The following is a 22,112-nucleotide window of genomic DNA, read 5'->3' on the forward strand; positions in this document are numbered from 1 at the left end:
ATTACTGCGCGACTTCGCCGCGATAGGTCCCGACGCTCCACAGATTGCCCTCGTGGTCCTTGACGGTGAAGCCGCGCGAACCGTAGTCCTCATCCTTGAGCCCGCGGACGACGACCGCACCGGCGCCGATCACGCGGCCGATCAAGCTGTCCGGGTCGTCGTGGACGAGGTAGATCGACTGCGTCCGGTCCGCCAGCGCGGTGAACTCGTCCGGCTCGGACTTGGCGTCCGCCGAACCCATCATGATGCCGCCGCCGAACGGCCACGTCAGCTCGGAGTGCGCGATCGAACCCTCGGCCACACCGGGGTACGACGCGACCAAGGTGAAGCCGAGACCCTCGGTGAGGAACTTCAGCGCGGCCTGTCCGTCCCGGTAGTGGAGGCCAGGCCAGACCCCGATCACTGCTTTCTGCTCAGTCATGCTGTTCATGCCTCCGACTCTGCGGCCCAGGCCGGGACGAAGTCTTGAACGTTTGGGAGTTCCTCGGCCATCCACTGCCGCGGTGAGCAGCCGGCGATCGCCCGGAACTCCCGGGTCAGATGGGCTTGATCGGCGTACCCGAAGTGGGCCGACAAGTCGGCGAGCCGGGTGTCGGGCCGTCTTCGCAACCGACCGACCGTGCGCTCGAACCGCAGTACGCGCGCGGCCACCTTGGGCGCCAGCCCGAACTCCGCGGTGAAGCGATCCGTCAGATGCCGCCGGCTCCAGCCAACCTCCGTCGCAAGCTCTTGGACGCCGATCCGACCGCCGCGTTCGCACAGTCGCTGCCAGGCCCGGCCGAGCTCCGGGCGCACCTCGGGGGCGTCGCCGGACCAGCGCTCGAGGAACAACCCCTCGAGCAGATCGAAGCGCGCATCCCAGCTCGGCGCCTCTCGCAGTTGGTCGATGAGTACGCGAGCCGGTAGCCCGAGTACGTCGTCGAGCCCGACCACTGTGGACGCGAGCTCGACCGGCGGCAGGCCAAGCAGTACACGGGCGGCGGCCGGAGTGAGTGACAGCTGCACACCGGCCCGGCTGGGCGTCGCGCCGACATGCACAGCGGTCGAGTGCAGACCCCCGACGAGCGCATCGAACTTCTCGACGGGGGAGCCGGGCCAGGCGACGCCGAGCGGCTCGTCCAGGGTGATCACGAGCGTCAGGTGCCGCGACGGGAGTCCGCGATGGAGGGCCGGCGGATCACCGTCGTACGCGTAGCCGCTGAGGTCGCCGACGTACGGGCGCAGGACGGGGTGCACCGCTCGCGTGTGATGCTCGAAGCCCGCCATGTCCTCAGGCTAGATCCACCCTCGGACAGAATCATCGCCTCCAGAATCCGGGACCCGCGTACCGCCATCCGGACGGCCGTGGCACCATCGGGGAAGTCATCCACGTAGCAAGGAGATGTCGTGCCCGCTCTGAGGTCCCGTACTGTCACCCACGGCCGCAACATGGCGGGCGCCCGTGCGCTCATGCAGGCCTCCGGGGTAGCCCGCGAGGACTTCGGCAAGCCGATCATCGCGGTGGCGAACAGCTTCACCGAGTTCGTCCCCGGCCACACCCACCTCGCGCCGGTCGGCCGGATCGTGTCCGAGGCCATCCACGCGGCCGGCGGGATCGCGCGCGAGTTCAACACGATCGCCGTCGACGACGGGATCGCGATGGGTCACGGCGGCATGCTCTACAGCCTGCCGTCCCGGGACCTGATCGCCGACTCGGTCGAGTACATGGTCGAGGCGCACTGCGCCGACGCGCTGGTGTGCATCTCGAACTGTGACAAGATCACCCCGGGCATGCTGAACGCCGCACTCCGGCTGAACATCCCGACCGTGTTCGTCTCCGGCGGCCCGATGGAGGCCGGCCGGGCCACGCTGGTCGACGGCACGGTCCGCAAGCTCGACCTGATCGACGCGATGTCCGAGGCCGTGAACGAGAACGTCTCCGACGCCGACATCCTGCGGATCGAGGAGAACGCCTGCCCGACCTGCGGATCGTGTTCGGGCATGTTCACCGCGAACTCGATGAACTGCCTGACCGAGGCGATCGGCCTGTCGCTGCCGGGCAACGGCTCGGTGCTGGCCACCCACACCGCGCGCAAGGCGCTGTACGAGAAGGCCGGCGAAACCGTCGTACGGATCACCAAGCGGTACTACGACAACGACGACGCGACCGTGCTCCCGCGGAACATCGCGTCTCGCGAGGCGTTCGGGAACGCCATGGCGCTGGACATCGCGATGGGCGGGTCGACCAACACGATCCTGCACCTGCTGGCTGCGGCCCAGGAGGCCGAGGTCGGCTTCGACCTGGACGACATCAACGCGGTGTCGCGCCGGGTGCCGTGCCTGGCCAAGGTCGCGCCGAACGTCGCGCCGGGCGGCACGTACTACATGGAGGACGTGCACCGGGCCGGCGGCATCCCGGCGATCCTCGGTGAGCTGCACCGGGCCGGACTGCTGAACGAGAACATCCACACCGTGCACAGCGACTCGATCGACGAGTGGCTGAAGACGTGGGACCTGCGCGGCGGATCGCCGTCGCCGGAGGCCATCGAACTGTGGCACGCGGCGCCGGGCTGCAAGCGGTCGGCGACCGCGTTCTCGCAGTCGGAGCGGTGGGACACCCTCGATGACGACGCGGCGAACGGCTGCATCCGGGACCGCGAGCACGCGTACTCCAAGGACGGCGGACTCGCGGTTCTGAAGGGCAACCTGGCCGTCGACGGCTGCGTCGTGAAGACGGCCGGCGTGGACGAGTCGATCTGGACCTTCCAGGGTCCCGCGGTGGTGTGCGAGTCGCAGGAGGAAGCGGTCGAGAAGATCCTGGCCAAGCAGGTCCAGCCGGGTGACGTGGTGGTGATCCGGTACGAGGGTCCGAAGGGCGGGCCGGGTATGCAGGAGATGCTCTACCCGACGTCGTTCCTCAAGGGCCGTGGCCTGGGCAAGGTGTGCGCGCTGGTCACCGACGGCCGCTTCTCCGGCGGTACGTCGGGACTCTCGATCGGTCACGCGTCACCTGAGGCCGCGTCCGGTGGGACGATCGCGCTGGTCCAGGACGGCGACCAGATCCGGATCGACATCCCGGGCCGCTCGATCGAGCTGCTGGTGTCCGAGGGGGAGCTGGATGCTCGCCGCGAGGCACTTGGTGGTGTCTACGCGCCGCGTGCCCGCGAACGCAAGGTCTCTCAGGCACTGCGCGCGTACGCCGCGATGGCGACCAGCGCCGACAAGGGCGCCGTCCGCGACGTCAGCAAGCTGGGCTAGATCTCCAAGTCGAAGGCGAGGCTGATGGCCTCGGCCAGGGCTGGTTCCTGGTCGGGGTGGAGGTAGCCGATCAGGCGGCCGAGCTGGACCTTCGGGATGGTCTGGATGTTGTCGCAGGAGATGGCGCTGGCATGGTCGAGGCCGTTGTCCTGGCCGACCAGGACCTCGGTGGACAGGCCGCGGATGGTGCTGGTGATCGGGGCGACGGTGACGTTGGTCAGGCGCGGCCTGATCAGTTCACGGGTGAGGACCACGACCGGCCGCGGCTTGTCCAGCCGGGCGATGTGGATCGGCCGCATCAGTCGAGGTCGGTGAGCACGGTGCCGGCGGCGGTCGGAGCCAGGCCCTCCAGGTCCGGGTAGTCGCCGTGCTCGGTCAGGATGGCGAGGTCGCGGGCGGCCAGCTCCCGGCGGCGCTCACGCTCCATCGCCCGGGCGACCACGGACGCCCGGCTCGTCGCCTTGTCGGTCGCCACCAACTGGTCCATGAACTCGACCAGCTCATCCGGCAACCGCACAGTGATCTGCTTACTCATACCAACACCATACCGCTGTGGGATTCATTTCGGTAGCAGCTTCAGTTCGGGGACATCGTGGACCAGTTGATGAGGTCGGTGGCGGGGAGGGAGGGGAGGGCCGCGATAGCGGCGAGTTCGCTGTCGATGAGGCCGACCAACTGGACCAGACGGGACGTGGTGTCGGTGGCCTCGAGGAGTTTCTGGCGGTCGGGGGTGAGCAGGGTCATCGCGGCCGACATCAGGAACGAGAGTGTGCTCGGGTCGTCGGGCAGCTCGCCGATGTGCAGGCCGGGGCGGCTGACCTCGCTGACGGCCTCGGCGTACTTCCGGAAGCGGGCGAGCGCGATCGTCGCCGTACCGAGCGGGTCGTCACCGAGCTCCTCGTCGAGCCACTCGACGTCCCCGACCAGGTAGTCGCCGCTGCCGTCCAGCTCGGCGACCTTGAACCGGCGGTTGCCGGTCAGGGTGACCTCGACCGGCCCGTCGTCGTCCTGATCCAGCGTGATCTCCGAGATCGTCGCCGCGCAGCCGGTCCCGTACAGCGACCGGAACACCCGCTCACCCAGCTCGTACCCGTCCCGGACGGCCAGCGCGCCGCAGACCAGCTCGCCACCGTTCTCGACCAGGTCGCGGATCACCGCGCGACCCTGGACATCGGTCACCGGAACGGGGAGCACCAGCCCGGGAAAGATCACTGTGTCGACAGTGAGCAGCGGCAGGCGGGAGTCCATATCGACGAGCCTAGGGCATGTTCGCCCCCGATCACGCCTGGTGACAGCGCCGGTCCGGCCGTCCTGTGGATATGCGGTCCGGCCGGGAGTCCGTCACCACTAGACTGACGCCATGATTCGCCGCGTCGACCTGCGGGGCCGAGTGGCGGCCGGAGAGGTGCCTGACCTCCCCGCCGAAGTGAACGCCCTCGTCCCCCGAGCCGTGTTCGACGTCGAGAAGGCTCTCGACGTCGTCCGACCGATCTGCCTGGATGTCCGCCATCGCGGACTCGAGGCGATCAGGGAGTACGGCGAGAGGTTCGACCATGTGCGCGTCGAGGACATCCGGGTCCCGGCCGACGCCTTGAAGACCGCGCTGGAGGAGCTCGACCCGGAGGTGCGGTCCGCGTTCGAGGAGTCGATCCGCCGGGTCCGTGAGGTCAGCCAGGACGAGCTCAGCGCCGACATCGTCTCCGAGCCCGCGCCCGGCGGCCGGGTCACGCAGCGGTTCGTCCCGGTCCAGCGCGTCGGTCTCTACGTCCCCGGTGGCCGTGCGCCGCTGGCCTCCAGCGTCGTGATGAACGTCGTACCGGCGCAGGTGGCCGGCGTCCCGTCCCTTGCTGTCGCGTCCCCACCCCAGCGGGAGTTCGGCGGCTTGCCGCACCCGACTGTGCTGGCGGTGTGCGCGCTGCTGGGGATCGAAGAGGTCTATGCGATGGGCGGCGCGCAGGCGATCGCCGGCTTCGCGTACGGCTTTGACGGCTGCAAGAAGGTCAACCTGATCACGGGTCCCGGCAACATCTACGTGGTCGCCGCGAAGCGGTTCCTGCTCGGTGAGGTGGGGATCGACTCCGAGGCCGGCCCGACCGAGATCGCGATCCTCGCCGACGACACCGCGGACCCGCAGCACGTCGCCGCCGACCTGATCAGCCAGGCCGAGCACGACCCGATGGCCGCCAGCGTGCTGGTGACACCGTCCGAAAGCCTGGCCGCGAAGGTCGAGGCCGAACTGCCGTTGCAGGTCGCGAAGACCAAGCACCAGGACCGCGTGATCGAAGCGCTCGGCGGTCAGCAGTCGGCCGTCGTGCTGGTCGACGACCTCGAGCAGGGCACCGCTGTCGTCGATGCGTACGCCGCTGAGCACCTGGAGATCCAGACCGTGGACGCGGAGGAACGGGCCGGCCTGATCACCAATGCCGGCGCGATCTTCGTCGGCGGCTGGTCGCCGGTCTCCCTCGGCGACTACTGCGCAGGCTCCAACCACGTGCTCCCGACAGCGGGATGCGCCTGCCACTCGTCCGGACTGTCCGTGCGGAGCTTCCTCAAGGCGGTGCACGTCATCAACTACTCACGCGACGCGTTGCAGGACGTCGCCGGTCACGTGGTCGCGCTCGCGCACGCCGAGGACCTGCCGGCTCACGGTGCCGCGGTGTCGGTGCGATTCCCGGAGGAGAACTGATGGGCCGGTTCGACGGGCTGCCGCTCCGCGACGAGCTGAAGAGCTTCGAGCCGTACGGCGCCCCGCAGCTCGACGTCCCGATCCTGCTCAACGTCAACGAGAACCCGTATCCGCCGAGTGAGGAGACGGTCGCCGACATCGCGGCCGCGGTCTCCGTCGCGGCGAGCGGGATGAACCGTTACCCGGACCGCGAGTTCCTCGACCTCCGCGCGGATCTCGCGGCCTACCTGGGCCGGGAGTCCGGTGCGCAGCTGACCGCCGAGCAGGTCTGGGCGGCCAACGGTTCCAACGAAGTGATGCTGCACATCCTGCAGGCCTTCGGCGGCCCCGGGCGTACGGCGCTCTCGTTCGCGCCGACGTACTCGATGTATCCGGAGTACGCCCGGGACACGAACACGGGCTGGGTCACGGGTCGCCGGGCCGAGGACTTCACCCTCGACCAGAGCAAGGCACTGGCCGCGATCTCCCGGCACCACCCGTCGGTCGTGCTGCTCGCCTCGCCGAACAACCCGACCGGTACGGCGCTGCCGATCGAGGTGGTCGAGGCGATCGCCGCCCGGACCGCCGCGATGGGATCCGTCCTGGTCGTCGACGAGGCATACGCCGAGTTCCGCCGGGCCGGGACTCCGAGTGCGGTCACGTTGTTGCCGTCGTACCCGAATCTCGCGGTCGCGCGGACGATGTCGAAGGCGTTCGCGATGGCCGGCGGCCGGGTCGGATACCTTGCCGCGAGCAAGCAATTGGTGGACGCGCTGCGGATCGTCCGGCTGCCGTACCACCTGTCCGCGGTGACCCAGGCGGTCGCGCGGGCGGCGTTGCGGCACTCCGACGAGCTGCTCGGCCGGGTCGAGCAGTTGCGGGTCGAGCGGGACGAGACCGTCGACTGGCTGCGGTCGCTAGGCCTGCGCGCGGTCGACTCGGACGCGAACTTCGTGCTGTTCGGTACGTTCGCCGACCGGCACGCGGTCTGGCAGTCGCTGCTGGACGACGGCGTACTGATCCGCGAGACCGGGCCGGACGGCTGGCTGCGGGTCTCGATCGGCACCAGCGAAGAGATGGCCGCATTCCGCGCTTCACTGGAGCGCGTCCTCAAGACAGACACGGGAAGGCTGACACATGAGTGAGCGGAGCGAGCTCATCAAACAGCACAGCCGCAAATGCGGGGCATGTGCGCCCGGAGCGAAGCGAGGACGTGCATGACCCGCACAGCGCGGATCGATCGGGAGACCAGCGAGTCGAAGGTCCTGGTCGAGCTGAACATCGACGGCGAGGGCCGGGCCGACATCTCCACCGGCGTCGGGTTCTACGACCACATGCTCAACGCGCTGGCCAAGCACGCGCTGCTCGACCTGCACGTGAACACGGTCGGCGATCTCGAGATCGACGCGCACCACACGGTCGAGGACACCGCGATCGGCATCGGCCAGGCCCTGAAGGAGGCCCTCGGCGACAAGCGGGGGATCCGGCGGTTCGGCGATGCGACGGTTCCGCTGGACGAGGCGCTCGTGCACTGCACGGTCGACCTGTCCGGACGCCCGTACTGCGTGCACACCGGTGAGCCGGACGGCCAGGTGTACGCGATCATCGGTGGCGACTACGCCGGGTCGCTGACCCAGCACGTGTTCGAGACGCTCGCGTTCAACGCCGCGATCTGTGTCCACATCCGGGTACTGTCCGGTCGCGACCCGCACCACATCGTCGAGGCGCAGTTCAAGGCGTTCGCCCGGGCGCTGCGGGCAGCCGCCGAGCTCGACCCGCGGCAGACCGGTATCCCCTCCACCAAGGGCGCTCTGTGACGAAGAAGGTCGTCCTCTTCGACTACGGCTCCGGCAACATCAGGTCGGGGGAGCGGGCCTTGCAACGCGTCGGCGCGGACGTCACGGTCACGTCGGACTTCGATGAGGCGCTGAACGCCGACGGCCTCCTGGTCCCCGGTGTCGGCGCCTTCGAGGCGTGCATGACCGGCCTGAAGGCGGTCCGTGGTGACGTGATCGTCGACCGGCGGCTGAGCGGCGGCCGTCCGGTCCTCGGCATCTGCGTCGGCATGCAGATCCTGTTCGCTCGCGGTATCGAGCACGGGGTGGAGACCGAGGGCTGCGACCAGTGGCCCGGCGTGGTCGAGCGCCTGCAGCCCGCGACCGGCGAGCCGGTCCCGCACATGGGCTGGAACACCGTCGACGTCCCGGCCGGCACCGGCCTCTTCGAGGGCATCGACAAGGAACGCTTCTACTTCGTCCACTCGTACGGCGTCCGCAGCTGGCATCTGACCGACACCCGCGAGTCGGTGACCCCGCTCGTCACCTGGACGACGTACGGCGGTGATCGTTTCGTCGCCGCGGTCGAGAACGGACCGCTGACCGCCACCCAGTTCCACCCCGAGAAATCCGGCGACGCGGGCGCGAGCCTGCTGGCCAACTGGGTCCGCTCACTCTGACGCTGGAGCGGCAGCCTCATGCGGAGCGGGTGAGGACGGCTCCCGGCGCGCGGGTATGGGATGGGTTGCGGCGGCAACTCGTGTCGCCGTGATCGAGGGGGCGGCGATGGGCGGGATCAGCAGCACCACGGAACGGGCGATCGGGATGGAAGCCATTCCGCGCTTCACCAGAGACACCGTTCAGGCGGTGCCGAAGGACCGGATGCCGGATCAGGAGATGCTGCCGCAGTCGGCGTACCAGCTCGTCCGGGACGAGATGATGCTGGACGGCAATGCCCGGTTCAACCTGGCCACGTTCGTGACCACGTGGATGAACGACGAGGCGAACCGGCTGTACGCGGAGACGGTCGACAAGAACATGGTCGACAAGGACGAGTACCCGCAGACGGCGGAGATCGAGAGCCGGTGCGTGCTGATGCTCGCCGACCTGTGGAACGCGCCGGACACCGCCGACGCGATCGGGACGTCGACGACGGGCAGTTCCGAGGGCTGCATGCTGGGCGGCCTGGCGCTCAAACGGCGCTGGCAGCACGCCCGGCGCGCCGCGGGGAAGCCCTTCGACCGGCCTAACCTCGTGATGGGCCAGAACGTGCAGGTCGTGTGGGAGAAGTTCGCCGAGTACTGGGACGTGGAGCCGCGGTACGTGCCGCTCGAGGGCGACGACCTCTACCTGACGGCCGACCGGGCCCTGCGGTTCGTCGACGAGAACACCATCGGCGTGGTCGCGATCCTCGGCTCGACGATGGAAGGCAGTTACGAACCGGTCGCCGAGATCTGCGCCGCGCTCGACGACCTGGAGGAGCGGACCGGACTGTCCGTGCCGGTGCACGTCGACGCCGCGTCAGGTGGCTTCGTGGCGCCCTTCCTGCAGCCCGACCTGGTGTGGGACTTCCGGCTGCCGCGGGTGGCGTCGATCCAGGCTTCCGGCCACAAGTACGGGCTCGTCTATCCGGGCGTCGGCTGGGTGCTGTGGCGGCACACCGAGAACCTGCCCGAGGAACTCGTCTTCAAGGTGAACTACCTGGGAGGGGACATGCCGACGTTCGCGCTGAACTTCTCCCGGCCCGGCGCCCAGGTCCTGCTGCAGTACTTCCAGTTCCTCCGGCTCGGCCGGGACGGCTACCGGCGCATCCAGCAGACCTGCCAGGACGTCGCCGTACACCTCAGCGACGCGATCAACAAGATGCCCGCGTTCGAGCTGGTCTCGGACGGCCGGGACCTGCCTGTGTTCGCGTTCCGGATGGCCGACGGCATCACGAAGTACACGGTGTACGACGTATCCCGGAAGCTGCGCGAGCGGGGCTGGCTGGTGCCGGCGTACACGATGCCGCCGAACCGGGAGGATCTGGCCGTACTGCGCGTGGTCGTGCGCAACGGGTTCAGTCACGACATGGCCGAGTTGTTCCTGCGCGATCTGCGGGTGGCGGTCGAATGGCTCGACGGCCTGACCGCTCCGATGCCGCAGGAGACGACGCCGGCCGGCTTCCATCACTGACCGAATGAGCGGCAGCGACCGATGATGTCCTGGGCCGCCGGCTTCCGGGCTCGCCAGTACGTCCGGCAGAGCCTGTGGGTGGTCCCGCTGCTCGGTGGCGTGATCGGTGCGCTGCTGTCCGACATCGACCTGTGGGTCGAGAACCGGATCACCGTGCCACCGAGGTGGTCGTACTCCGCGAGCACCGCGAACAGCGTGTTGTCGGCCGCCTCGGCCGCGATGATCGGGCTGATCGGCTTCGTGGTCACGATCGGCGTCCTGGTCGTGCAGATGGCGACCGGCACACTGTCGCCCCGCTTCATGCGGTTGTGGTACCGGGACCGGCTGCAGAAGTTCGTGCTCGCGGCGTTCACGGCCACCTTCACCTTCGCCTTCGCCCTGCTGCGCCAGGTGGAGACCGAGTCCGTACCCGATCTGGGCATCACCCTGGTCGGGCTGGCCGTCGCCGCCGATCTGATCCTCCTGCTGCTGTACTTCGACCGCTTCGTGCACGCGCTCCGGCCGGTCGCCGTCGCGGCGGCGATGACCCGTGCCGGTCTGGCGATCGAAGCCGCGGATGACGGCCTCACCATCGCTGCCGATCCCGGGGACGGGCGGCGCGGTGCGCCGGACGCACAGGTGCCGGCGTCCCGGTCGGGCGCCATCCAGGACATCGACATCGCGGGCCTGGTCCGGTTCGCGGCGGCCCGCGGCCAGGTCTGCGTCGTACCGCACACGATCGGCGACTTCGTCACCGTGGGCAGCGTGCTGATGGAGGTTCACGGGGCGGCGAGCGAGGCCGACCTGCGCCGGCTGGGCGGGATGGTCTCCCTGGGGAGTGAGCGCACGATCGACCAGGACCCCGCCTTCGCCCTGCGCATTCTGGTCGACATCGCCATCCGCGCGCTGTCCCCGGCGGTCAACGACCCCACCACAGCGACCCAGGTGCTCAACTACATCGGCGCTTTGCTGCTCGGGATCGGGTCCTCCGATCGTGCCTTCCGGGGGACCGCGCTCGACGCGGACGGTCGGGTCCGCCTGGTCGTCCGGACCCGCGGCTGGGCGGACTACCTCGATGTCGGGGTGACCGAGATCCGCCAGTTCGGCACCGCCTCTCCGGCGGTCTGCCGCCGGTTGCGCGCCATGCTCGAGGATCTGCGGGCCGGGGTGCTGCCCGCCCGCCGGGCCGCGGTGCAAGACCAGATCGACGCCCTGGACCGGGCCACCGACGCGGCGTTCGCCGACCCGTTCGCGCGTGGGCTGGCGCGGATGAGCGACCGGCAGGGCCTCGGTACCGCCCGATCCGGCGAGACCTCCGAGGCCCGCCGTTTGATCGGCCCAGCGCCCTGACCGAGGAGGAGAACCGCTATGCCAACCGCCGACATGGACGCACTGGTCATCTTCGGTGCGACCGGTGATCTCGCGAAGCTGGAGACCTTCCCCGCCCTGGTCGGGCTGGTCGACCGGGGCGTGCTCGACGTACCGATCGTGGGGGTGGCCAAGAGCGGCTGGGGGCTCGACCAGTTCCGCGCGTACGCGACGGCGTCGTTGCTGGCCAACGGGATCGACCCGGACAGTCCCGCGGCGGCCGGCATGCTGGGCCTGCTGCGCTACATCGACGGGGATCTCGACGACGACACGACGTACGGCGCGATGGCCGAGGAGATCGGCGCCGGCGGACGGGCGCTGTTCTACCTCGAGGTGCCGCCGCCGCTGTTCGGCCGGATCGCCGAGGGGATCGCGGCCGCAGGCAAGGCCGACGGGTCCCGGGTGATGGTCGAGAAGCCGTTCGGCACCGACCTGGCCGGCGCTCAGCGGCTCAACGCGACCCTGAACGAGGTCTTCCCCGAGGACGCCATCTACCGGGTGGATCACTGGCTCGGCCTGGATCCGCTGGAGAACGTCCTGTTCGCCCGGTTCGCCAACTCGGTGATCGAACCGCTGCTCAACCGCGACCACGTGGAGAGCATTCAGATCACCATGGCGGAGAGCTTCGACGTCTCCGACCGGGGGAGCTTCTACGACCGCACCGGGGCGATTCGTGACGTCCTTCAGAACCACATGCTGCAGGTGCTCGCGAGTGTGATGGCCGATCCGCCGGGCCATCTCGACGACGCAGCCTGGCGGGCGCAGAAGGCCGCGGTCATCAGCTCACTCAGCCCGCTCACCACAGACGGCACGGTATGCGGGCAGTACGACGGTTACCTCGACGTCGCCGGCGTCGATCCCGGCTCGCGGACCGAGACGTACGTCGCGGTCCGGCTGGCGCTCGACACGTGGCGCTGGGCCGGCGTTCCGATCGTGATCCGGGCCGGGAAGTGCCTGCCGGTCACCGCGACCGAGGTGGCGATCCGGTTCCGCCGGCCGCCGCAGGACTTCTTCGGGCTCGCCGGTGCCTCCGTCGCGAACCAGTTGCGGTTCCGGATCTGGCCGGAGAGCGAGGTCGGGCTGACCCTGTGCGGCAAGAAGCCCGGCGCCGGGTGGAACGCGCAGGCCGAGGACCTCACGTTCGCGGAGGCGGCGGGATCCGACCAGCGCCCGTACGACCGGCTGATCGGGGCCGCGCTCGCGGGCCGGCAGGCGCTCTTCGCCGCGCAGGAGACGGTCGAGGCCGCGTGGCGAGTGGTCGAGCCCGTGCTCGATGACGTCGTCCCCGTCATCTCGTACGCCAGGGGCAGCTGGGGGCCGAAGGAGGCCGACGCCCTGCTGCCACCCGGCGCGACCTGGCACGAGCCGGCCGGATGATCGGCGGGTCAAGGTCCGGCCCGACCTCACCCTGACCGGTCACCCTCCTCGCCCTGACGGGCAAGCCTGTGGTGAAGAGCGACGGCGATCGCGGGGAATACCAGGACCGACAGGACGCCCGCGCCCACCAGCGCGGCGGCGTTCTCGGGCCGCATGTGGCCGGTCGCGAGTCCGATCTGGCTGAGGGCGACGAGCAGCGGCAACGCAGTCGACACGATGAAGACGAGTTCGAACCGTCTCGTCCGGGGGAGTGCGGTCCGGTACACCAGCAGCGTCGGGAGGCCGCGGACGGCCAGCAGCAGAAGGAAGAACAGGAACAGCCGCCCCGGGGCGTCGACGATGGACTCCACGTCGAGCCCCATTCCCGACGAGACGAAGAAGATCGGGATGAAGAAGCCGTAGCCGACGGCATCGAGCTTGTGATCGAGGTCTCCGGGCGCCCACCTGCGCAGGACGAGGCCGGCCACGAAGGCGCCCAGGACCACGTCGAGCCCGAAGTCGTCGGCGACGACCAGCAGGAGCAGCAGCAACGCGACGGTCCACCGCAGTGTGGTCTGCGACGTCGCGTGCTCTCCCTCCGCCAGGATCCGGGCGATCCGGCCACCCCGGCCCAGCCTGGGCAGCACACTCAGCAGCAGTGCGAGGAGGCCCATCGCGGCGATCGAGATGAGCCCGACGAACCGGCCGTGCGACCCGAGGAAGATCGCGATCGCCACCACCGGCAGGAACTCCCCGACCGCCCCCGCGGCGAGGATGTACGAGCCGAACGACCCGCGCAGCATGTTGTTGTCCCGCAGGATCGGCAACAGCGTGCCGAGCGCCGTCGTGGTCAGCCCGAGCGCGACCGGTACGAACGCCTTCACGACGCCGAGCGCCGCGAGCCCGCCGACGATCGCACAGGCCAGCGTGATCGTGACCAGCCACCCGGACACGGCGAGCCGGCCGGCCGACTGCCGGAAGACCGTCAGGTCCAGCTCGTAGCCCGCCAGCAGGAACAGGAACCCCAGACCGACGTTCGCGAGCAGTTGGATGCTGTTCGGGTCGGCCAGGTCGAGGACATGCGGCCCGACGACCACACCGCCGAGAATGAGCACCACGACCTGAGGAACCCGCAGCCGGGCCAGCAACCCGACGAGCACCGGAGCCACAGCCGCCACCACCGCGACCACGAACAGGCTGGTCAGTCCCGAACCGAGATCAGTGCTCATCTGACCAGACTGACCGCGCTTGCGGGCCGCAGACGTCCCTCAGGCCGGACGACCGCACCCGGTCGAGCGGTGGGTTCCTGACACGCGTTCTCTTGCCGTTAGTGAGTTGTTTACCGTACGTTCACTGGCGACCACTGCTTGTGCCGAAGCTAGGAGGCCGCCCGTGTCCGAACTCCAGTCCAACTCCCTGTCCAGGCGTCAGTTCGTCGGCCGTGCGGCCGCGGCGGGTGTTGCGGTCAGCCTGGCCGGCTCGGTCGAGGCGCTGTACACCGCGCAGCCCGCACTCGGGACGTCCGGCCCGAAGATCGGGTACGGGCCGCTGATCGAGGACCCGGACGGCATGCTCGACCTGCCCCGCGGGTTCGGCTACGAGATCCTGTCCCGCGAGGGCACCCTCCGGCCCGACGGGCTGAAGATCCCCAGCCGGTTCGACGGGATGGGCGTCTTCCCGGATCGCGACGGCGGGGCCCGGCTGGTCCGCAACCACGAGTGCAGCCCGACGTCGGCGATCAAGGTGGTCGCCCCGGCCGAGCGGACCTATGACCCGGCCGGCGCCGGCGGCACGAGCACACTGGCGGTGAACCGCCACAACGCCGCTACCAAGGAGTTCGTCAGCCTGGGCGGAACCGCGATCAACTGCTCCGGCGGCCCCACGCCGTGGCGGACCTGGCTGACGTGTGAGGAGACCGAGCTCAAGGCCGGTCAGAGCGGCTACACCAAGGACCACGGCTTCATCTTCGAGGTCGACCCGTACGACGACCGGCGCAACAACAACCCGGTCCCGCTGACGGCTATGGGCCGGTTCCAGCATGAGGCGGTCGCCATCGACCCATCGACCGGCATCGTGTACGAGACCGAGGACGCTTTCGTCGCCCCGCTCGGCGGCTTCTACCGGTTCCTGCCGAACCGCCCCCGCGGCGGCTGGGGGACGCTGCGAGCGGGTGGCGAGCTGCAGGCCATGCACATCCCGGATCTGCCGGATCTGTCCGTCGTCCAGGAAGCCGGTGCGCTGTTCCACGGCGTGCAGTGGGTCAAGGTCCCCGACCCGCTGGCCACGACCGAGTCGGTCCGGGCCCAGGACTATGCCAAGCCGATCACCGGTGGCTACAAGCTCGAGGGCTGCTGGTGGGGTGACCGCGACCGCTGCGTGTACTTCGTGTCCTCGTTCGCCCGGACCGAGCTCGGCCCGAAGGTGGATCACGACGGCCAGGTCTGGCGGTACGACCCGCGGATGCAGACGCTGCGGCTCGAGGTGATCTTCACCCGTCCGAAGCCCGGTTCGGACGACCCCGAGTTCGATGCCCCCGACAACATCACGATGTCGCCGTACGGCGGGCTGATGATGTGCGAGGACGGGCTCGGCGAGCAGCACATCCTCGGCACCACCGAAGACGGTCAGGTGTTCAAGTTCGCCCGCAACCGGGTCAACAACGGCACCCCGGAGGAGCCGGAGTACGGCGAACTGTCCGGGGTCGGCTTCTCCGCGGACGGCCGGACGATGTTCTTCAACGTCTACAACCCCGGCGTCACGTACGCCGTCACCGGCCCGTGGCGCCGCCGGCGGTGAGCGCCTCGACGTAGACCCACGCGCCGTCCTCGCGGAGGAAGCGGCTGTTCTCGTGCTGGCCGGTCAGGTGGCCGGCCAGCACGTAGTTCGCGCGGAACTCGACGGTGCCCTCGGAGTGGAAGGCGCTGCCGCCGGTGCTGCCGAGGATCTCGAGACCGGTCCACTTGGTGTCGTCGTCCAGCTGGAGCTTCGACGGACGGGTCGTGGAGTGCCAGGTGCGGAGGAGATACGGCAGGTCGCCGACGACGAAGGCGCTGTACCGCGAGCGCATGAGTTGCTCGGCGGTGGTCGCCGCCGTACGGCCGCGGTGCAGGCTGCCACAGCAGTCGTCATAGGTGGCGTCGAGCCCGCACGGACAGGATCTGGCCATCTCACACCGCGCCAGGGAACGCGACCGGCGCGCCGCCCCAGGCGATCTGGGCGCTGGCAGCCGACAGCAGGCTCTCGATCGCGAAGCTGCGGACGGCCGGCTGCTCGGCCGCTTCGACCAGATCGCCGTACACGGCTGCCACTCGCCGCTCGATCAGCAAGACAAGGGCGACGGCGGTGGCGGCGTTCGTGACCGCCTGCGGCAGGTCGTACGCCGGATCCGCGGCGACCGGGGTCTCACCAGCGGCGACGACCAATGCGCTGAGGTGGTCGCGGTTGCTGCGGTGCCGTTCGTAGGAATCCGTCGCGGCCCCGAAGCGGGCGCCACTGAGCTTCCCGCCCGCCACGCCCACGCCGTACAGGGCGGCATGTTCGCCGGCGAGCGCGGCCTGCAGGGCTTCCAGCTGGTTCACGAGGCGTCCTTCTTCTTGGGGGTCAGCGTGGTTGCCAGCTGGGTCTCGGCGGCGGCGATCATCGCCAGCAGCCGGGCCGGGGCGCCGGAGAGTTTGGCCGCCGCGGCCGCGTGGGCGGTCGCCGCGGCCTTCTCCTGCCTGGACAGGGCGAGAAGCGCGGCCGACGACGTACTGGCGACGGTTGGTGCCTTGCCGGCCGTCGCCGTGACTCCGGCGGTTTCCTTGAGCTTGGCCAGGTGACTCGCGTGGTACTTCGCGCCGGCCGCGAGCTGGGTGCGGAGCGCGGGGAACCTCCGGCTCAGCGCGGCGAAACCGAGGGACAATTGAGTCACCTGGGTGGCCGCCGTACTGAGTGCGGCGACGACCGCCGGGTCGACGGTCGGTGTCTCCTCGGCCGGTCGGTCCGACGACCCCGGGTTGACGGCGCCCGGCGTACCGGCCGGATCGTCCTTGCAGCCGGCCAGCGCGGTCGCACCGGGCACCAGGGCCGCGGTCACGAGGACGGCGCGGCGGGAGACGCGGCGGGGCAGGCGGGGTTCGATCGGCACGGCGGAACGATACCTGGTGACGCGCCGTTGACCGGTCTGGGACGAGCCGGTGACGCGGACACCGCGACCAGCCGGATATGGTGGGCTACTGCCCTTGGCAGCACTGTCAAGGGTGGGACGGGTGCACAACTGGAGAGAGGCAGGTCAACCTGTGAGCCGAAAGACTGACCACACGGACACCACGAGCCTCGAGAACTTCCTGCGGCCGATCGTCGGGCAGTTCGGCTGCGACCTGGAGGCCGCCGACATCGCTCCGGCCGGCCGCCGCCGGTTGCTGCGCGTGCTCGTCGATCGCGACGGGGGCATCAGCCTGGACGACGTCGCCGACGTCACCCGGGCCATCTCCAAGGCACTCGACGCCGACGACATCATGGGCGAGGGCGCTTACACACTGGAGGTTTCCAGCCCCGGTGTGGACCGGCCGCTCACGCTGCCCCGGCACTGGCGGCGCAATGTCAGCCGGCTGGTCGCTGTCACGCTGACCGCCGGGGGCAAGCTGACCGGCCGGATCAAGTCCGCCTCCGAGGAGGCGGCCGAGCTGGACGTCGACGGCACGCGGCAGACCGTCGCGTACGCCGACGTGGCCAAGGCCAAGATCCAGATCGAATTCAACCGGGCTGCCGGCAACGACGAAACAGAAACACCTGCCGACGGCACGGTGGAGGAGAACTGACATGGACATCGACATGGCCGTACTGCGGTCACTGGAGCGGGAGAAGGACATCGCCCTCGAGGTCGTCGTCGAGGCGATCGAGGCGGCCCTCCTGGTCGCGTACCACCGGACCGAGGGGGCTCAGCAGCACGCTCGCGTCGAGCTGGACCGCAAGACCGGGCACGTGACCGTGTACGCGCGGGAGCTCGCCGAGGACGGCACGCTGGCCCGCGAGTACGACGACACCCCGGCCGACTTCGGCCGGATCGCGGCCACCACGGCCAAGCAGATCATCCTGCAGCGGCTGCGCGACGCCGAGGACGAGGTCCGGTACGGCGAGTTCTCCGGCAAGGAGGGCGACATCGTCTCCGGCGTGGTCCAGCAGGGCCGCGACCCGCGCTCGGTGATGGTCGACCTCGGCAAGATCGAGGCGGTGCTGCCGGCGCCGGAGCAGGTGCCGGGGGAGAAGTACGAGCACGGCTCCCGGCTGCGGGTGTACGTGGTCGGCGTGCGGAAGGGCTTCAAGGGCCCGCAGATCACGGTCAGCCGAACCCACCCGAACCTGGTCAAGAAGCTGTTCGCGCTCGAGGTCCCCGAGATCGCCGACGGCACGGTGGAGATCACCGCGATCGCGCGGGAGGCCGGTCACCGGACGAAGATCGCCGTCCGGACTCTGAACCCGTCGGTGAACGGGAAGGGTGCCTGCATCGGCCCGATGGGCCAGCGGGTGCGCAACATCATGCACGAGCTGCACGGCGAGAAGATCGACATCATCGACCACAGCGACGATCCGGCCACCTTCGTCGGGAATGCGCTGTCCCCGGCGCAGGTTACGTCTGTCGAGGTAGTGGACGCTGCCGCGCGCGCCGCGCGGGTCATCGTCCCCGACTACCAGCTCTCGCTCGCGATCGGCAAGGAGGGGCAGAACGCCCGCCTCGCCGCCCGGCTGACCGGGTGGCGGATCGACATCCGGCCGGATACCGATGTGACTCGTGAGGACGAGAAGGTAGACTGATCTCTCGGTCGGTCGACTGAGTCGCAACCACACCCTGAGGAACGCGTGACAGTGACTACAGACGCGCGCCCTGGCCAAGCCCGGGAGCGCACCTGTATCGGGTGCCGGAAGCGGTCCAGTCCGGCTGACTTGCTGCGGATGACGGTTTCCGGAGGACTTGTCCTCCCGGATCCCGATCGTCGGGCACCTGGCCGCGGGGCGCATCTGCACCCGGTGGCCGAGTGCTTCGACCTCGCTGAGCGGCGAAAAGCGTTTCCGCGGGCCTTCAAGGTCCCCGGTCCGCTTGAGCTGGCGCTCGTGCGGGAACATGTTGCGCAGCGCAGTACGGAAAGCGGTAGTGAAACAAGTGCGGCCACCAGGCCGCCCGCAGTGGTCCAGAACGGGCCGTCGCGACGACATGAAGGCGGGTCATCGACTCATGACCACTCGATGAGTGTCGAACGATGAGTGCAATGCGATGAGCATGTACGTCAACTAACGGTCCGCGCCCAGGCTCGGACCAGAGGGAGAGTAGTGGCAAAGGTCCGGGTCTACGAGCTCGCGAAAGAGCTCGGAGTTACCAGCAAGGTCGTTCTGACCAGGCTGAACGACATGGGAGAGTTCGTCCGATCGGCATCCTCGACGATCGAGGCACCCGTCGTACGACGGTTGGCGGAAGAGTTCGAGAAGAACCCGCCGAAGAAGCGCGCGGCCAAGAAGGCCGCCGCGAGTACGTCTGCCGCGCCGCAGGCGACCGCACCGGTCGCACCTGCCGAGCCGGCCAGAAAAGCACAGCCTGCTCCGGCTGAGCGCCCCGCGCCGGCCGCTGAGCCGACCCCGCCGCCGGTCGCGCAATCCCCGACAGTGGAGGCCCCGAAGGTGGAGGCCCCGGTGGCCGAGAAGGTCGAGTCCGCTCCGGCACCGGTGAAGTCGGTTCCGACCCCGGGTGTGAAGCCGGGGCCGCGTCCGGGCCCGAAGCCGGCCCCGCGGCAGGAGACCGCTCCGGTCGAAACCGCTCCGGCGGCCAAGGCCGAGACCCCGGCCGCACCGTCGTTCGAGGCACCGGCCGCCAAGGCCACGCCGGCCGCTCCGGCGCCGACCCCGGCGCCCGCTCAGCCGGAGGTTCCGGCTGCGCAGCACCGTCCGGCCGCCGAGACTTCGGCCCGGCCCGGCCCGCGTCCGGGTGGCTCGGGCTCCGGTCCGCGTCCGGGTGGGCCCAGGCCTGGTGGCCAGGGCAGCGCTCCGCGTCCGGGAGCCCCGCGCCCCGGTGCGCCGCGTCCGGGTGGTCAGGGCGGTGGTGGCCCGCGTCCGGGTGCGCCGCGTCCGGGCAACAACCCGTTCAGCTCGACCCAGGGCATGCAGCGCGGTGGCGCTCGCCCCGGCCCGGGTGGTGGGCAGGGCGAGCGTTCCGGTCAGGGTGCGAGCCCGGCCGGCATGGCGCCGCGTCCGCCGCAGTCCCGTGGTGACGACCGTGGTCGCGGCAACGACCGGCCGCGCCCGAGTGGTGTGCCCGGTGCGCCGCGCCCCAACCCCGCGATGATGCCGAAGTCCTCGGCCGGTACGTTCACCGGCCGCCCGTCCGGTCCCGGTGGGGGCGCGGGCGGCGGTGGCGGCGGCGGTGGCCGCGGCCGTCCCGGTGGCGCTCCGGGTGGACCGGGTGCCGGTCCGCGCGGTGGCGGCGGTGGCGGTGGCGGCGGTTTCCGTCCCGGTGGCGGCGGCCCCAGCGGCCCGCCCGGTGGCGGCGGTGGCCGTCCGGGTCCGGGCAACCGCGGTCGTGGCGGGACACAGGGTGCCTTCGGGCGTCCGGGTGGTCCGGCCCGTCGTGGTCGCAAGTCGAAGCGGGCCAAGCGCCAGGAATTCGACAACATGCAGGCGCCGGCGGTCGGCGGCGTTCGCGTCAAGCACGGTGACGGCGAGGTCGTGCGCCTTGCCCGTGGTGCGTCGCTGACGGACTTCGCCGAGAAGGTCGGCGTCGACCCGGCGTCGCTGGTGCAGGTGCTGTTCCACCTCGGTGAGATGGTGACCGCGACCCAGTCGGTCAACGAGGAGACGCTGCAACTGCTCGCCACCGAGCTGAACTACGACGTGCAGATCGTGTCCCCGGAGGACGAGGACCGCGAGCTGCTGCAGTCGTTCGACATCGACTTCGGTACCGACGAGGGCGACGAGACCGACCTGGTCAAGCGGCCGCCGGTCGTGACCGTGATGGGTCACGTCGACCACGGTAAGACCAAGCTGCTGGACGCGGTCCGCGAGGCGAACGTGGTCGCCAAGGAGGCCGGTGGCATCACCCAGCACATCGGTGCGTACCAGGTGACCACCGAGGTCGACGGCGAGCAGCGGGCCATCACCTTCGTCGACACCCCGGGTCACGAGGCGTTCACCGCCATGCGTGCTCGTGGTGCGCAGGCCACCGACATCGTCATCCTGGTGGTCGCGGCCGACGACGGCGTGATGCCGCAGACGATCGAGGCACTGAACCACGCCCGGGCGGCGAACGTCCCGATCGTGGTCGCGGTGAACAAGATCGACGTCCCGAGTGCGGACCCGGCCAAGGTGCGCGGTCAGCTGACCGAGTACGGCCTGGTGCCCGAGGAGTACGGCGGCGACACGATGTTCGTCGACGTCTCGGCGAAGTCCCGGATCAACATCGACGGGCTGCTCGAGTCCGTGGTCCTGACCGCGGACGCGGCGCTGGACCTGCGGGCCAACCCGAACATGCACGCCGAGGGCATCGCGATCGAGGCCAACCTGGACAAGGGCCGTGGTCCGGTGGCGACCGTGCTGGTGCAGCGCGGCACGCTGCGGGTCGGCGACTCGATGGTGGCCGGACCGGCGTACGGCCGGGTCCGGGCCATGCTCGACGAGCACGGCGACCCGGTCGAGGAGGCGACGCCGTCGCGTCCGGTCCTGGTGCTCGGTCTGACCGCCGTACCAGGTGCGGGTGACAAGTTCCTGGTCGTCGACGACGACCGCAGGGCACGGCAGATCGCCGAGAAGCGCGAAGCTCGCGCCCGGGCGGCCGCCAACGCCAAGCGTCGTGCGCGCCGGACCCTCGAGGACTTCATGGCCTCGATGGAGAAGGGCGAGACGCAGGAGCTGCTGCTCATCCTCAAGGGCGACGTGTCCGGTTCGGTCGAGGCGCTGGAAGACGCGCTGGTCCGGATCGAGGTCGGCGACGAGGTCAACCTCCGCGTCATCGACCGCGGCGTCGGTGCGATCAACGAGAACGACGTCAACCTGGCCATCGCGTCGAACGCCGTCATCATCGGCTTCAACGTGCGGCCGGCGGGCAAGGCCGGCGACGTGGCCGAGCGCGAGGGCGTGGATGTCCGGTACTACTCGGTCATCTACGCGGCGATCGACGACATCGAGGCCGCCCTGAAGGGCATGCTCAAGCCGATCTACGAGGAGGCCGTCCTCGGCCAGGCGGAGATCCGGGAGATCTTCCGCTCCTCGAAGGTGGGCAACATCGCCGGTTGCTGGGTGACCAACGGCCTGATCAAGCGCAACGCCAAGGTCCGGTTGATCCGGGACGGTGCGGTGATCGTCGACAACACCGAGCTGTCGTCGCTGAAGAGGTTCAAGGACGACGCGTCCGAGGTCCGCGAGGGCTTCGAGTGCGGTCTGACCATCAACAACTTCAACGACATCAAGATCGGTGACGTCGTGGAGTCCTTCGAACTCCGCGAGAAGCCGCGTAACTGACAGCAGTCGGTGCCCGGGACCTCCGGGCACCGGAGTAACGTCCGGAGAGGCGGTTGTCTCTCCGGACGTTACTTGTG

General features: G+C 69.8%; 22 protein-coding genes. 13 read left to right on the forward strand and 9 right to left on the reverse strand.

The features are described 5' to 3' along the window. Nucleotide 1: 1 nt before the first annotated feature. Together ACZ3HV_RS00975 and ACZ3HV_RS00980 are read right to left on the reverse strand one after the other, a co-directional pair. Entirely contained in the window at nucleotides 2-430 is a 429-nt protein-coding gene (locus ACZ3HV_RS00975; protein ID WP_465679659.1) for a VOC family protein, read from the reverse strand. Continuing rightward, nucleotides 427-1,266, reverse strand: a complete 840-nt coding sequence (locus ACZ3HV_RS00980; protein ID WP_465679660.1) for an AraC family transcriptional regulator — start codon at nucleotides 1,264-1,266, stop codon at nucleotides 427-429. Before ACZ3HV_RS00980 ends, ACZ3HV_RS00975 begins: the two co-directional genes overlap by 4 nt. Before the next feature lie 120 nt (nucleotides 1,267-1,386). On the opposite strand from ACZ3HV_RS00980, the gene ilvD reads away from it, so the two are divergent. Beyond that, nucleotides 1,387-3,237: a dihydroxy-acid dehydratase gene (gene ilvD / locus ACZ3HV_RS00985; protein ID WP_465679662.1), complete on the forward strand. Its 1,851-nt coding sequence runs from the start codon at nucleotides 1,387-1,389 to the stop codon at nucleotides 3,235-3,237. On the opposite strand, the gene ACZ3HV_RS00990 is transcribed toward ilvD, so the two are convergent. Genes ACZ3HV_RS00990 through ACZ3HV_RS01000 form a run of 3 tightly spaced genes read right to left on the reverse strand, consistent with a single transcriptional unit; the run spans nucleotide 3,234 to nucleotide 4,485 of the window. Beyond that, entirely contained in the window at nucleotides 3,234-3,536 is a 303-nt protein-coding gene (locus ACZ3HV_RS00990; RefSeq protein WP_360365635.1) for a type II toxin-antitoxin system PemK/MazF family toxin, read from the reverse strand. The two genes, ilvD and ACZ3HV_RS00990, sit on opposite strands and share 4 nt — an antisense overlap. Further along, entirely contained in the window at nucleotides 3,536-3,772 is a 237-nt protein-coding gene (locus ACZ3HV_RS00995; RefSeq protein ID WP_465679663.1) for a ribbon-helix-helix domain-containing protein, read from the reverse strand. Before ACZ3HV_RS00995 ends, ACZ3HV_RS00990 begins: the two co-directional genes overlap by 1 nt. 41 nt (nucleotides 3,773-3,813) lie before the next feature. Further along, on the reverse strand, nucleotides 3,814-4,485 hold the full coding sequence (locus ACZ3HV_RS01000) for an LON peptidase substrate-binding domain-containing protein (protein WP_465679665.1): 672 nt from the start codon (nucleotides 4,483-4,485) through the stop codon (nucleotides 3,814-3,816). Nucleotides 4,486-4,597: 112 nt separating this feature from the next. On the opposite strand from ACZ3HV_RS01000, the gene hisD reads away from it, so the two are divergent. From hisD to zwf, 7 genes are all read left to right on the forward strand, one after another. Further along, complete coding sequence (hisD, locus tag ACZ3HV_RS01005; protein ID WP_465679666.1) at nucleotides 4,598-5,923, forward strand: histidinol dehydrogenase; 1,326 nt, start codon at nucleotides 4,598-4,600, stop codon at nucleotides 5,921-5,923. Continuing rightward, the gene (locus tag ACZ3HV_RS01010) at nucleotides 5,923-7,047 is read left to right on the forward strand and encodes a histidinol-phosphate transaminase (RefSeq protein WP_465679667.1); all 1,125 of its coding nucleotides are present in this window, start codon (nucleotides 5,923-5,925) and stop codon (nucleotides 7,045-7,047) included. The genes hisD and ACZ3HV_RS01010 overlap by 1 nt, the downstream gene beginning before the upstream one ends. Nucleotides 7,048-7,119: 72 nt before the next feature. Continuing rightward, a complete protein-coding gene (gene hisB / locus ACZ3HV_RS01015) occupies nucleotides 7,120-7,719 on the forward strand; it encodes an imidazoleglycerol-phosphate dehydratase HisB (RefSeq protein ID WP_360365625.1) in 600 nt (199 codons plus the stop codon). Then, a complete protein-coding gene (gene hisH / locus ACZ3HV_RS01020) occupies nucleotides 7,716-8,357 on the forward strand; it encodes an imidazole glycerol phosphate synthase subunit HisH (protein ID WP_465679669.1) in 642 nt (213 codons plus the stop codon). The genes hisB and hisH overlap by 4 nt, the downstream gene beginning before the upstream one ends. A gap of 88 nt (nucleotides 8,358-8,445) precedes the next feature. Beyond that, nucleotides 8,446-9,852 carry a glutamate decarboxylase gene (locus ACZ3HV_RS01025; RefSeq protein ID WP_465679670.1) on the forward strand — a complete coding sequence of 469 codons (1,407 nt, stop codon included), beginning with the start codon at nucleotides 8,446-8,448 and terminating at the stop codon, nucleotides 9,850-9,852. A 21-nt stretch (nucleotides 9,853-9,873) separates the two neighbouring features. Next, nucleotides 9,874-11,181, forward strand: coding sequence for a DUF2254 domain-containing protein (locus tag ACZ3HV_RS01030; protein WP_465679671.1), 1,308 nt, complete (start codon nucleotides 9,874-9,876; stop codon nucleotides 11,179-11,181). 18 nt (nucleotides 11,182-11,199) lie between these two features. Beyond that, nucleotides 11,200-12,576 (forward strand): glucose-6-phosphate dehydrogenase, encoded by a 1,377-nt coding sequence (gene zwf / locus ACZ3HV_RS01035; protein ID WP_465679672.1) that lies wholly within the window; start codon nucleotides 11,200-11,202, stop codon nucleotides 12,574-12,576. A gap of 26 nt (nucleotides 12,577-12,602) precedes the next feature. On the opposite strand, the gene ACZ3HV_RS01040 is transcribed toward zwf, so the two are convergent. Next, nucleotides 12,603-13,784, reverse strand: a complete 1,182-nt coding sequence (locus ACZ3HV_RS01040; protein WP_465679674.1) for a cation:proton antiporter — start codon at nucleotides 13,782-13,784, stop codon at nucleotides 12,603-12,605. 163 nt (nucleotides 13,785-13,947) lie between these two features. On the opposite strand from ACZ3HV_RS01040, the gene ACZ3HV_RS01045 reads away from it, so the two are divergent. Beyond that, nucleotides 13,948-15,351 (forward strand): alkaline phosphatase PhoX, encoded by a 1,404-nt coding sequence (locus ACZ3HV_RS01045; RefSeq protein ID WP_465679675.1) that lies wholly within the window; start codon nucleotides 13,948-13,950, stop codon nucleotides 15,349-15,351. On the opposite strand, the gene ACZ3HV_RS01050 is transcribed toward ACZ3HV_RS01045, so the two are convergent. Genes ACZ3HV_RS01050 through ACZ3HV_RS01060 form a run of 3 tightly spaced genes read right to left on the reverse strand, consistent with a single transcriptional unit; the run spans nucleotide 15,323 to nucleotide 16,681 of the window. After that, entirely contained in the window at nucleotides 15,323-15,721 is a 399-nt protein-coding gene (locus tag ACZ3HV_RS01050) for a YchJ family protein (protein WP_465679677.1), read from the reverse strand. The two genes, ACZ3HV_RS01045 and ACZ3HV_RS01050, sit on opposite strands and share 29 nt — an antisense overlap. A 1-nt stretch (nucleotide 15,722) precedes the next feature. Next, nucleotides 15,723-16,133 carry a ferritin-like domain-containing protein gene (locus ACZ3HV_RS01055; protein ID WP_465679678.1) on the reverse strand — a complete coding sequence of 137 codons (411 nt, stop codon included), beginning with the start codon at nucleotides 16,131-16,133 and terminating at the stop codon, nucleotides 15,723-15,725. Beyond that, a complete protein-coding gene (locus tag ACZ3HV_RS01060) occupies nucleotides 16,130-16,681 on the reverse strand; it encodes a cell division protein FtsK (RefSeq protein ID WP_465679679.1) in 552 nt (183 codons plus the stop codon). Before ACZ3HV_RS01060 ends, ACZ3HV_RS01055 begins: the two co-directional genes overlap by 4 nt. A gap of 151 nt (nucleotides 16,682-16,832) precedes the next feature. Between ACZ3HV_RS01060 and rimP the strand changes: the two genes are divergently transcribed. The 4 genes from rimP to infB all read left to right on the forward strand — a co-directional run bounded on the left by rimP (nucleotide 16,833) and on the right by infB (nucleotide 22,035). Beyond that, on the forward strand, nucleotides 16,833-17,354 hold the full coding sequence (gene rimP, locus ACZ3HV_RS01065; protein WP_465679680.1) for a ribosome maturation factor RimP: 522 nt from the start codon (nucleotides 16,833-16,835) through the stop codon (nucleotides 17,352-17,354). A gap of 1 nt (nucleotide 17,355) precedes the next feature. Further along, nucleotides 17,356-18,348, forward strand: coding sequence for a transcription termination factor NusA (gene nusA / locus ACZ3HV_RS01070; RefSeq protein WP_465679682.1), 993 nt, complete (start codon nucleotides 17,356-17,358; stop codon nucleotides 18,346-18,348). A 51-nt stretch (nucleotides 18,349-18,399) separates the two neighbouring features. After that, entirely contained in the window at nucleotides 18,400-18,795 is a 396-nt protein-coding gene (locus ACZ3HV_RS01075; protein WP_465680424.1) for a YlxR family protein, read from the forward strand. A 66-nt stretch (nucleotides 18,796-18,861) separates the two neighbouring features. After that, complete coding sequence (gene infB / locus ACZ3HV_RS01080) at nucleotides 18,862-22,035, forward strand: translation initiation factor IF-2 (RefSeq protein ID WP_465679683.1); 3,174 nt, start codon at nucleotides 18,862-18,864, stop codon at nucleotides 22,033-22,035. Nucleotides 22,036-22,112: the final 77 nt, after the last annotated feature.

It is taken from the genome of Kribbella sp. NPDC020701, from assembly GCF_055562215.1.